This window comes from Pseudomonadota bacterium (genome assembly GCA_030860485.1).
Lineage (GTDB): Bacteria > Pseudomonadota > Gammaproteobacteria > JACCXJ01 > JACCXJ01 > JACCXJ01.
Window position 1 is genome coordinate 1 of record JALZID010000110.1, and the last position, 10,888, is coordinate 10,888.

A 10,888-nucleotide genomic window follows, 5' to 3' on the forward strand; every position below is an offset into this window, starting at 1 on the left:
ATAAATCCGGGTAGCTTGCCCGAATCGGCGCTCCACGTTCAAATCGTTTACACCCACAAAGTAATGAAAGGCCTTGTCAATACAGGCTTTCCGATCGTTAGCTATCAAATCTGTCGGACACTACTGAACCCAGATGAGAGGTGATCTGTTGCAAACAATCAAGTTCGGCATCTCGCTGATAGCCACCCACCAGTCCATGGCCTTCAGCGCCCTCGTTTCTGAGCTGCACCAACCCGCGCAACAGGCCAGCGGTTGTGGCATCACTATCGCCACAAATTACCTTGCATGCCGCTTCGTCGGGAATCGGTGAGGAAAGAGCGCGCGAAACCCCATTCCAGCCGAGTTGTTCGCAATAAATAATGAGAGACTCTAGGGAGTCGATTAACGTTCCATCCGAAGGCGCCAACAGCCCAGCAAATAGATCGGCAGGGAGATATGTATTGTCCTTCGGCGGCTGCTTGCATGCCCACTCGAGCAAGCCAAATACAGCTTGCTGCAACAGCAACCGAACTGAGGAAACCAGATGAAGTCGGACATCGCCATCTGACTTCAACTGTTGGGCATCTAGGGCAACCTGATCGAAATGAGCCTTCATATCGAATTCGTTCGTAGGTAGATCACATGTTCCACCGATAATGCCCCGCCGACGTCACAACGCATGACTGATCTGCCCCAGCTAGTGCGTCTTCACCGCCTCCATCAACGCCGCAAACACGTTCTGTCGGTCACGCGCGGTCTTCTGCAGGTAGGCAAGGCCCTGGCTCGGGCGGAGCGCGACTTCTGTCGCGCCGACGTACGAGTTGGCGAAGTCGTTGCGTAGCTGGAACGTCGTTGAACTGGATCTCCTGCGTATGCAGAGAGCGGCCGCTGGTCTGGATGTGGTACTTCATCATCTGGCTGCGCGGGGCTGGCGTGGTAGCCCTCGCGCATGGCGGGCCCAGATGCGGCGGGCGACGCGGCCGATGACGGTGTACTCGGGGTCCATGCCGTTGCTGAAGAAGAACGAAAAGTTGGGCGAAGTCGTCGATCTTCATGCCGCGCGCGAGGTAGTACTCGACGATGGTGAAGGCGTTGCTCAGGGTGAAGGCGAGCTGGCTGATCGGAGGATTAAGAAGAACGACGCCCTTTTCAACAGGAGGAAGGGTACTGCTGTGCTAGTGAGTTGTCAAGCATGCGATTCCTCGGCTGAGGATGGGGCTTTGCGGGTCCTTCATCGTCCCGAGGCGCTGTGTTTCGGCGTACTTTGGCGTCTCGGGCGAGCGAGGGGCCAAGGGGGATTGTCGGCTCAGGAGTCTGAACCGGATCGAATCGGGTGTCAGTTAGTTGGCATAAGCACGTTCATTGCTGTTTGGTATCGTGTGATTATGTACCGACGAGAAGCTATCCTTTAGTGCGAGCCAAATAGCTACTTCGGAACGTCGCCGGCAAGGGCATCGGTGCCTCGGGGCGGTTGGGGTGTCGCCAAGGGGCGGCGGCGCCTTGGGGTGTAAAACGGGGACAGACCACGGTCTTCTGTCATTCCTGAAACAGCTTCCCCGATTCTGGCGCCGGCGTCCGGCGTCTTGCCCGGCCGCCCGGACTTGCCGGGAGCTGCCCGCCGCCCCAAGGCCGCCGACACCTGCGCTTCGAAGAGTTCATTGCCAAGCGCGAAATTGCGATTCGTCGCTTGCCGGATTTCGCCCGCCAGTCCCGGCTCCAATTCGTAACGAAAAAGATCGCGGTAAGCCGCCTGTCTGCCCAGGGCATCCGGGCATCCAATCCCGGTGTTGTGTAAAGTGGATGCGGCTTCACTGCTTCACTAGCTAGTGCACCGGTTTCCCCCTGATACCATAACTATACTGTAGTGCGCGAAGTTCCTGTAAAAAGGGAACTTCATGTGTCATAGTATAGCTATGAATCGAGAAGACAGCCCGTTGCCGGCCTCTCGTGCCCGGCTTGCCGCCGTGCTTCGCGCCACCAAAGAGGTGGTGTCGATCGATGTTGTGGCACAGACCCTCGGGCTCGACCGTCGCCGTGCCGCGAAGCTCCTGTCGCGATGGCGCGAGCAAGGCTGCCTTCGGCGCGTCGGGCACGGGCTCTATGTTCCGGTGCCTCTTGATCTCGCCGGCAGCAAGCAGGTTATCGACGATCCCTGGGTGCTGGTTCCGACACTCTTTGATCAAGGCTATGTCGGCGGCTGGTCCGCCGCCCACCACTGGGAGCTGACGGAGCAGCTCTTCAATGAGACCATTGTCTTCACGACTCGCCGGATCACCAATAAACGCGTGACCGCCCAGGGCGTCATCTTCCTGCTTCATCACGTCGCGAACAAGCGTCTCTTCGGACTGAAAGCGCTCTGGCGCGGATCGACGCGTGTCACCATCTCGGATCCCGCCCGCACCCTGGTCGACATGATCGCGATGCCGGAGACCGGCGGCGGCATCGATCACGTCGCCGATTGTGTCGCTACATACCTTGGGCACAAGGGAGAGTGACCGCAAGCTCCTCATCCAATACGCGGAGCAGTTTGGCAACGGCGCAGTCTTCAAGAGGCTCGGGTTCCTGGCGGAGACGCGTTTTCATGACCAGGAACTCACCGCCGCCTGCCAAGATCGGTTGACGCAAGGCTATGCCCGGCTCGATCCCGCTCTTTCCTGCCAGCACCTCGTTACCGCGTGGCGGCTCTGGATTCCGGACCGATAAAAAGAGGGCAGAGCATGATCGACAAGCGCGAAATCCTCGAATCTGCTTCGGCGCTCGGGCTCTTGCCCAGTGTTGCCGAGAAGGATTACGTCCTCGGCTGGTTGCTCGCGGGAATCAACGCGCATCCGGTGCTTGGTCAATCCTGGGTGTTCAAGGGCGGCACATGTCTCAAGAAGTGTTTTCGAGACCTATCGTTTCTTGGAGGACCTCGATTTCACGCTGCGTGACGAGCGCCACATCGAAGAGGCATTTATCAAAAACGCCGTCGGCGAGGTCGTCGCCTGGGTTGCCGAACAATCAGGCCTCACCATCCCCGCTTACCAACTGAGTTTCGACATTTACAGGAATCCGCGGGGGAGGCTCTCTTGCCAGGGCAAGATCGGCTATCGAGGGCCGATTTCCCCGACGACAACCGGGTGGCCGAAGATCATAGCTTGATCTCACAGGCGATGAGCGACTCGTGCTACCTGCGGTAGGCGCGAGGTTTTCCATCCCTATTCCGACCGTCCCGAAGTGGGCCTCTGGGTCAACTGCTACGCCTATGAGGAAGCCTTCGGAGAAAAGGTCCGGGCGCTCGGAGAACGAACCCGGCCTCTCGATCTTTATGATGTCGTCAATCTCTACCGACACGGCGACAGCCGCCCGTCGGCAGCCGTCTTCCGCAACGTGCTCGAGCAGAAATGCGCCTACAAGGCCATCCCGCTGCCAACGTTTGAGGCTTTGGGGCCTCACCGCGCCGATCTCGAAGCCATGTGGCAGAGTATGCTTGCTCACCAGCTTCCCCTCCTGCCGCCTGTGACGGATTTCTGGGAGGCGTTGCCGGAGATCTTCACCTGGATCATGAGCGGCGCGGAGGCGCCGCAGCGCACCCCCATCGAACCCGGCTCCGGCGAGATTGCAATTCGCAGCCGCGTCCTGCCGATGGCCGTTCCCCTGCGCGCGCGCTCGACGCTTGAAATTATTCGTTTCGCGGCGGCAAACCATCTCTGCGTCGATCTCTCCTATGACGCCGGAGTACGCCGCATTGAGCCGTATTCGCTTCGGCAGACGGCAGATGGGAATTACGTGTTGCACGCGATCCGAAGCGATTCAGGCGAGCATCGCTCCTACCGCGTGGACCGGATGCGGGCCGCTTCCGTCACGGCGCAGACCTTCTCCCCGCGCTATCTCGTCGAGCTCACGCCAAGCGACCCGTTGCTCGTCGCCTCTGCATCCCGACCGCGGACCGATCTCAGGCCATCGCGGGGTGAAGGGCGGGGACCAAGGACGGCGCCGAAACCCCGGCGCGCGGCGGCATCCAGAAGAGACGGTCCTGTTTACGTTTACCGATGCAGCATCTGCCGCAAGTCATTCCAGCGGAAATCGATGGACGGCAGGTTGAAACCGCACAAACATCCTGCAGGCTATAAGTGCCCCGGCCGGGTCGGGATTTACGTGCGCACGAAATTCTGAGGGAGCAGAGGAGGAAATCGGGCGCGAGCCTGCGGGTTTCCGACCGGTTCGAAAGTGGCGTCCCCGGCTACGCCCTCCCCTACGCCATGATGTGACTCCGCGGCAACTCTGTCAATGCGAGCCTGCGTCGTAAAGGCCGGCGGAACGGCCCACCGGACCCGGGGGCATCGGCAGAAATCGGCGATCGCTTGCAGACTGCCCGCGTATACCTTGCTCACGTGCTCGTAATCGACCTCGGCCATACCACAAGCCCCTGCGAGCTCATCGTCATCTCACTGTCATTTTGACACATTAGGGTGGCGCTCGTAGCGCGTCTGACCCGAGGACGCGCCCGCTCGAGACCACCAACAAGATACCAAGGGCCATCCCATGCCACGACCCGCATCCCTAAGCTCGCGCGACGCTATCCTGAGGCGCTTCCTCGTTCTGCGCCTTGCACTCTGGTTTGGCCTCGTGTCGGCACTTGCACCCGCACCCCGGATCGCCTGCGCCACGGGCCACGACGACGGGCATGTCTTCCAGCGCATCGCCACCTTTCCGGTCTTTCTGAACGCCGATGAGGGCGCACAGACCGGCGCGGAGATCGTGAGCGCGAGCGAGGACGGAAAGCTGCTTATTTACACCGATAGCCAATCCGAGCAACTCGGCTTCGTCGATCTCGACCAGCCCGGCGCCCCGAAACCTCAGGGCGTTCTGGCGATGTCGGGCGAGCCGACCTCCGTTGCGGTATCGGGCCCCTACGCCCTCGCCGTGGTGGACAAGAGCCCGAGCTTTTCGGCCCCCTCGGGCGAGTTGGTGGTGATAGACCTGGAGACGCGCGACATCGTACGCCGCATCGATCTCGGCGGCCAGCCCGATTCCATTGCCGTGAGCCCGGATCGACGCTACGCCGCCATCGCCATCGAGAACGAGCGCGACGAGGAGGCCGGCGACGGCCGCCCGCCCCAATCGCCGCCCGGTTTCGTGGTCATCGTCGATCTTCAAGGGCCTCCCGCTGAATGGGGCACCCGCACGGTGGGCCTCGTCGGCATCCCGGGGCTGTTCCCGGACGATCCGGAGCCCGAGTTCGTGGACATCAACGATCGGAACATCGCGGCCGTCACCTTGCAGGAGAACAATCATGTGGCCTTGATCGATCTGCCCACGGGGAAGATCCTCAGGCACTGGAACGCCGGTACCGTGGACCTTCGGCAAGTCGATGTCCTCGAGAACGACCTCATCGAGCTCGATGACGAACTGAAGGAGGTGCCGCGCGAGCCCGACGCGGTGGCCTGGATCTCACCTTTTCGCCTGGCCACGGCGGATGAGGGCGATCTCGATGGCGGAAGTCGGGGGTTCACGTTCTTCGATCGCGAGGGCCAGGTGCGGTTTGCCGCGGGCAACGCCCTGGAACATCGGGTGACCCGGCCATTACCCGGAGGACCGCTCGGAGAACAAGGGCAACGAGCCGGAGGGCGTGGAGTACGGGCAGTACGGCCACGACCGGTTCTTGTTCGTGGGATCGGAGCGCTCCAACGTCATCGCCGTCTATCGAATCGTACTCGGCCGCCCGAACCTGGTACAAGTGCTGCCGGCGGGGCTGGGGCCGGAGGGCGTACTCGCCATCCCGAGCCGCGGGCTCTTGGTGGTAGCGAGCGAGGTCGATGACGCGGAAGTCAACATACGCTCCACGATTACGATCTATGCGCTGGAAAGCGAGCGGCCTCGCTATCCGACCATCCGATCGGCGAACCGAGCCGATGGTCTTCCGATCCCCTGGGGCGCGCTCTCGGCCCTCGCCGCGGATCGATGGGACCCCCACACGCTCTATACCGCCTATGACAGCTTCTATCGCGAGAGCCGCATCTTCACTCTGGATATCCGCAGATCGCCGGCCGTGATCACCGACGAGCTGGTGCTACGCCGGGGTGGTGAGACGGTCGATCTCGACCTCGAGGGCATCTCCCAACGTCCCGACCGCGGCTTCTGGGCGGTCTCCGAGGGTGCCGGCTCGGTGGACGATCCGGAGCGACCGGTGAGCAGCACGAACCTCTTGCTCAAAACTACGCCTGAGGGGGCGATCGTCGCTGACATCGGTCTCCCGGAGCCCGTCAACGCCCTGCAGCGTCGCTTCGGCTTCGAAGGCGTGGCCTCCGTCGGCCGAGGGGCGAAGGAGCGCGTCTACGTCGCCTTTCAGCGTGAATGGGTGGGCGACCCGGATAACCGGGTGCGGATCGGGCGCTACGACACCGCGACGGGGCAGTGGACGTTCTTCTACTATCCCCTCGATCTGCCGACCTCACCGGTCGGCGGTTGGGTCGGACTATCGGAGCTGGTCGCCCTGGGCGGGGACACCTTTGCCGTGATCGAGCGCGATAACCAAGCCGGCACCCATGCGCGCATCAAGAGGATCTATAAATTCTCGATCGCGGGCCTCGAGCCCCAGGCGCAAGGAGGGGCGTTCCCGCTCGTGGAGAAGACATTGGTGCGCGACCTCATGCCGGACCTTGAACGACCGAAAGGCCTGGTGCTCGAAAAGGTGGAGGGACTCGCGATTAACCGATCCGGGCGTGGCTTCATCATCACGGACAACGATGGGGTGGTCGATTCGAGCGGTGAAACTCAGTTCTTGAGGCTCGGCGAGATCGATTAGCCGGAGCGACCGGCGGGCTGCGCTCGGCGGCCTTTAGCGCCGAGGCGCACCGGCCGACACCGCGGTGTTGACCACGTGGCCGCCGATCATGAGAACACCAGCGCGCGAACCGCTCGAACGGCCGGAACGCGAACGCGTGCTGCTCCAGGTACCCCCGTGGGTACGCCTCGGTGAGCCCGTACCCGGCCGGCTTCTTCGCCGGCCGGTACGCGGTGCCGAAGATCCAGTCCCAGATCGCCAGCTTCGTCCCGAAGTTGCTCCCTCCCCGAGGGTGGTCGATCGCATGGTGCCACCGGTGCATCTCGGGCCCGTTGATCACCCACTGCAGTCGCCCGCTCCGCACGTCGACGTTGGCGTGGATCCACATGCCCCAGACCGCGCTGATCGCGCCCTTGATCAGGATCGCCTCGACCGACGCGCCGAGGAGGATCATCGCGCCGAACTCGATCGACTGGTTGATCAGGATCTCGAACGAGTGCGAGCGCGAGCCCGCGATCCAGTCGACGTGGCGCGCCGAGTGGTGCGCCTCGTGCAGTCGCCACAGCCACCGGTTCCCGTGCTGCAACCGGTGGAACCAGTAGATGTAGAAATCGTGGCTGATCACGAAGAACGCGACCTGCGCGGCGATCGGCCACCCGCTCACCAGCCCGTGCCGCGACGCGCCCGTCCACCCGTCGATCCAGCCGATCAAGAGGTTGATGACCAGGGCCAGGAAGTAGCTCTGGAACAGCGCGTAGGTGACGAAGTCGACCCAGAAACCGTCGCGCAGGAACGGCTGGCCGCGGTCGTACGGGCGCCAGCGCTCGAGCGCGATGATCGCCGCCGCGCCGGCGACGATCACGATCGCGGCGAGGATGGCCCAGGGCATGTCAGGACGCGGCCACGGTCAGCACGCGGCGCAGCTTGCGCCGGTGGGGGCTGCTCGCTGTCGTGGACCGGCTTGACGCCGTCCGAGCGAACGCTCGACGTCGCGGATGTTGGCGACCAACCGCACCGAAGCCGGTACCTCGACCGAAACGGCCTGGTCGCTCCCCCGCATCGCCCGATACCCTTGAGGGGCGACCGAGCCGATGCGGGCCTGGCAAAAAAAGGGGGATAACGCCTGATCCCCCCAAATATGAATCATCTCAAGCGTGCTTGGCGCGTTTACCCTCTTGTGTCGCACGCTCTGCTGCTTGCTCCGTCATACGCTTGCTCTCTTCCAGCCCTTCATTCATAAGAGCGCCGGTTTGCTTGAGACCTTGCCGCAACTGGTCCGAAAGCTCGGCCGTCTGCTCCTCGACCAAGTGGCACATATCGGACTGTATCTCCGCTATCGTTCCACTGGTTTGGCGCATATAGTTTAAGACGTCCTCGGCCGTGCTCGCGAAGAAACGAGTGTTGCCGTTGCCTTTAAACAGCTGCGACCAGTCCGGTGCTCCCAACATCGCAGCGCTTTTCGCCTGATACTGCCAAAGAGTCCTAGTGGCGGCCGCTTGAATCTCAAACATGCGCGCCGACCCCTGGACCATGATCTCCGCCAAATTGATTGCGCGTCTCGCGCCGTTGCTCGCTGCACTATTTACATCATCAGATCGTTGCATGATTTCACCTCTTTCGTAGATTACGGTGCCAAAGACCCCTGCTGTTCTGCTTCCTGCGTGTCCCATCGTATGCCGCTTTCCTATTGCAATGCAACAAGGCAATAGGAATGCCACCGATCGATGGCCGCCACCCGCGAGACACCGTGTAGAAAGCGAATGGGTTCTGTAGAATTTACGGGTAAAACTACATGAAATGTAAGCCTTACCGGAAGCCCGGCACCGAATTGATACTTTCCACCTTTCCCGGACACGTGAACAAACGCCCGCGTAGGATGGCTTTACCCATTTGATCCGGAAATGAGAGACGCGAACAAAAGCGCTTGATTTCATTCCCCTTATCCTAACCTTCTCCCGGACAGAGAAGGGACTTCCTGCTTTATCGAGCTCGCACCGTCTCACTTTGGTCGCGTACGAATCTAACGACTCGATATGACAGCGGCGTGACGGGGGTACCGGTGTCCGGACTGTCATGGGACTGTCATGAGACTGCCATAAAGTGTCCCTACCATGGGGGCATCGTCAGAGCCGTCGCCGCGTGACCCCTGCGCAGTGGTTCCGGAGGCCCTCACAAGCCATGCGCGGTATGAGGCTGTGCGGTCCGGGCTCTTGCAGCCATGTCCGGATCGGCGCGGTGATCCTGCCCGCGCACTCCAGGAACATGCCGGTTCGTATCGGTTCTTAGAGAGGAGGAGTGTTCCGTGATGATCAAAAAAGCCCTCGTGATGGGCGCCGTGGCACTGACATTGGCGTACAATCCCGCCGTCTTTGCCCGCGACTACATCACCATCGTCGGCTCATCGACTGTGTACCCGTTTACCACGACCGTCGCCGAGCGCTTCGGCAAGGGCGGTAAATTCAAGACCCCGAAGATCGAGTCCACGGGCACCGGGGGCGGGATCAAGCTCTTTTGCGCCGGTGTAGGGGTCAACCACCTTGATATCGCCAACGCCTCGCGACGGATCAAGGATTCCGAGGTCGAGGCCTGCGAGCAAAACGGCGTCAAGGACATCCTGGAGGTTAAGATCGGTTACGATGGGATCGCCATCGCTAACTCCAAGGCCGCGCCCCCGTACAGCCTGAGCCTCAAGGAGGTCTACCTTGCGCTCTCCAAGGAGGTCCCGGATCCCAAGGGCGGGGAAGCGTTGGTCCCGAACCCATACAAGACCTGGCGTGCCGTCAATCCTGAGCTGCCGGACAAAAAGACAGAGGTCTTAGGCCCGCCGCCCACCTCCGGCACGCGCGACGCCTTCGCCGAGCTGGCGATGGAAGGCGGTTGCAAAGAGTTCGATTGGATCAAGTCGCTCAAGGCAGCGGCCGCGATCCCGCACTGAAGCTGCCATCGCTTTGGGCGGTGACCGTGAGGGACTCGCCGGTGCGGGGATTGGTGATCGTGACCTGGGCGTAGGGCTCGACACTGCCCGGAGCCTAGTGTTATTTACGAGGAGCTTGCTATGAACACGAATATAACGAAGGTTTTTACACGTTTAGGCGCCATGGCGCTTGTTGCCGGTGCGCTGTGCGCGACCGCGGCTCGGGCCGAGCCGGTGATCCAGATCGATGGCTCCAGCACGGTTTACCCCGTCACGGAAGCCGTCGCAGAGGAATTCCAGAAGGCCAAAAAGGGAGCGATCAAGGTGACAGTCGGCATCTCGGGCACCGGGGGCGGATTCAAGAAGTTCTGCCGCGGTGAGACCGATATCTCCGACGCCTCCCGCCCTATCCTCAAGGAGGAAATGGATGCTTGTGCCCAGAACGATATCAAATACATCGAGCTGCCGGTGGCCTTCGATGCCCTGACGGTCATCGTCAATCCGAAGAATGATTGGGTTGACTATCTCACCGTGGCCGAGCTTAAGAAAGCCTGGGAGCCCGAGGCGCAGGGCAAGGTCCAGAACTGGAAAGAGATCCGCCCTGGCTTCCCGGATGCGCCGCTTGCGCTCTTTGGCGCGGGGGCCGACTCCGGGACGTTTGACTACTTTACCGAAGCTGTCGTCGGCAAGGCCAAGTCGAGCCGTGGTGACTACACTGCCAGCGAGGACGACAACGTCCTGGTCCAGGGCGTCTCGCGCGAGCAAAACGCGCTCGGGTTTTTTGGCCTCGCCTATTATGTGGAGAACGCGGATAAATTGAAGGCGGTGCCGATCAAGCCCGAGGAGGGCAAGCCGGCCGTGTTGCCGTCGATCGAGACGGTCAATAACGGCACCTATCAGCCGCTTTCCCGTCCGATCTTCATCTATGTCAACGACAAATCCGCGAAGAAACCGGAGGTGAAGGAATTCGTCGAGTTCTATCTCAAGAACGGCGGCGAGCTGTCCAAGGAGGTCGGGTATGTCAACCTTCCGGATAAGGCCTATACACTGGCACTCGAGAATTTCCAGAAGCAAAAATTGGGGACCGGCTTCGGCGGGGTGTCAGAGGTTGGCGTGCTCGTGGAGGACCTCTTGACGCGGGAAGCAACTCTGACAGCCGGGCAGTGATTGGTGATGCGTGATCGGTCAGATATCAGGGGGCGTCGTCCGGCGCCCCTTGTTTTTCTGCA

At 61.4% G+C, this 10,888-nt stretch carries 11 protein-coding genes and 2 pseudogenes; 9 read left to right on the plus strand and 4 right to left on the minus strand.

Going from position 1 to position 10,888, the window contains the following annotated elements; genetic code table 11:
• Window positions 1-97: 97 nt before the first annotated feature.
• Window positions 98-595, minus strand: coding sequence for a hypothetical protein (locus M3461_06490; protein MDQ3774025.1), 498 nt, complete (start codon window positions 593-595; stop codon window positions 98-100).
• 229 nt (window positions 596-824) lie between these two features.
• Window positions 825-1,103 (minus strand): annotated as a pseudogene (locus tag M3461_06495) (methylmalonyl-CoA mutase family protein).
• Between the two features lie 771 nt (window positions 1,104-1,874).
• Between M3461_06495 and M3461_06500 the strand changes: the two are divergent.
• From M3461_06500 to M3461_06530, 7 genes are all read left to right on the plus strand, one after another.
• Window positions 1,875-2,474: a hypothetical protein gene (locus M3461_06500; protein MDQ3774026.1), complete on the plus strand. Its 600-nt coding sequence runs from the start codon at window positions 1,875-1,877 to the stop codon at window positions 2,472-2,474.
• Window positions 2,455-2,682, plus strand: a complete 228-nt coding sequence (locus M3461_06505) for a hypothetical protein (protein MDQ3774027.1) — start codon at window positions 2,455-2,457, stop codon at window positions 2,680-2,682. Before M3461_06500 ends, M3461_06505 begins: the two co-directional genes overlap by 20 nt.
• Before the next feature lie 14 nt (window positions 2,683-2,696).
• Window positions 2,697-2,909, plus strand: a complete 213-nt coding sequence (locus M3461_06510) for a nucleotidyl transferase AbiEii/AbiGii toxin family protein (GenBank protein MDQ3774028.1) — start codon at window positions 2,697-2,699, stop codon at window positions 2,907-2,909.
• Complete coding sequence (locus M3461_06515; GenBank protein ID MDQ3774029.1) at window positions 2,881-3,120, plus strand: hypothetical protein; 240 nt, start codon at window positions 2,881-2,883, stop codon at window positions 3,118-3,120. The genes M3461_06510 and M3461_06515 overlap by 29 nt, the downstream gene beginning before the upstream one ends.
• A 75-nt stretch (window positions 3,121-3,195) precedes the next feature.
• Window positions 3,196-4,134 carry a nucleotidyl transferase AbiEii/AbiGii toxin family protein gene (locus M3461_06520; GenBank protein ID MDQ3774030.1) on the plus strand — a complete coding sequence of 313 codons (939 nt, stop codon included), beginning with the start codon at window positions 3,196-3,198 and terminating at the stop codon, window positions 4,132-4,134.
• 369 nt (window positions 4,135-4,503) lie between these two features.
• Window positions 4,504-5,781, plus strand: coding sequence for a hypothetical protein (locus M3461_06525; protein ID MDQ3774031.1), 1,278 nt, complete (start codon window positions 4,504-4,506; stop codon window positions 5,779-5,781).
• A complete protein-coding gene (locus tag M3461_06530) occupies window positions 5,759-6,766 on the plus strand; it encodes an esterase-like activity of phytase family protein (GenBank protein ID MDQ3774032.1) in 1,008 nt (335 codons plus the stop codon). The genes M3461_06525 and M3461_06530 overlap by 23 nt, the downstream gene beginning before the upstream one ends.
• Here the strand turns inward: M3461_06530 and M3461_06535 are convergent.
• Together M3461_06535 and M3461_06540 are read right to left on the minus strand one after the other, a co-directional pair.
• Window positions 6,696-7,634 carry a sterol desaturase family protein gene (locus M3461_06535; protein MDQ3774033.1) on the minus strand — a complete coding sequence of 313 codons (939 nt, stop codon included), beginning with the start codon at window positions 7,632-7,634 and terminating at the stop codon, window positions 6,696-6,698. The genes M3461_06530 and M3461_06535 overlap by 71 nt on opposite strands.
• Before the next feature lie 259 nt (window positions 7,635-7,893).
• On the minus strand, window positions 7,894-8,349 hold the full coding sequence (locus M3461_06540; protein MDQ3774034.1) for a phasin family protein: 456 nt from the start codon (window positions 8,347-8,349) through the stop codon (window positions 7,894-7,896).
• 722 nt (window positions 8,350-9,071) lie between these two features.
• On the opposite strand from M3461_06540, the pseudogene M3461_06545 reads away from it, so the two are divergent.
• A pseudogene (locus M3461_06545) lies at window positions 9,072-9,656 on the plus strand (substrate-binding domain-containing protein).
• 186 nt (window positions 9,657-9,842) lie between these two features.
• Window positions 9,843-10,826, plus strand: a complete 984-nt coding sequence (locus M3461_06550; GenBank protein ID MDQ3774035.1) for a PstS family phosphate ABC transporter substrate-binding protein — start codon at window positions 9,843-9,845, stop codon at window positions 10,824-10,826.
• Window positions 10,827-10,888: the final 62 nt, after the last annotated feature.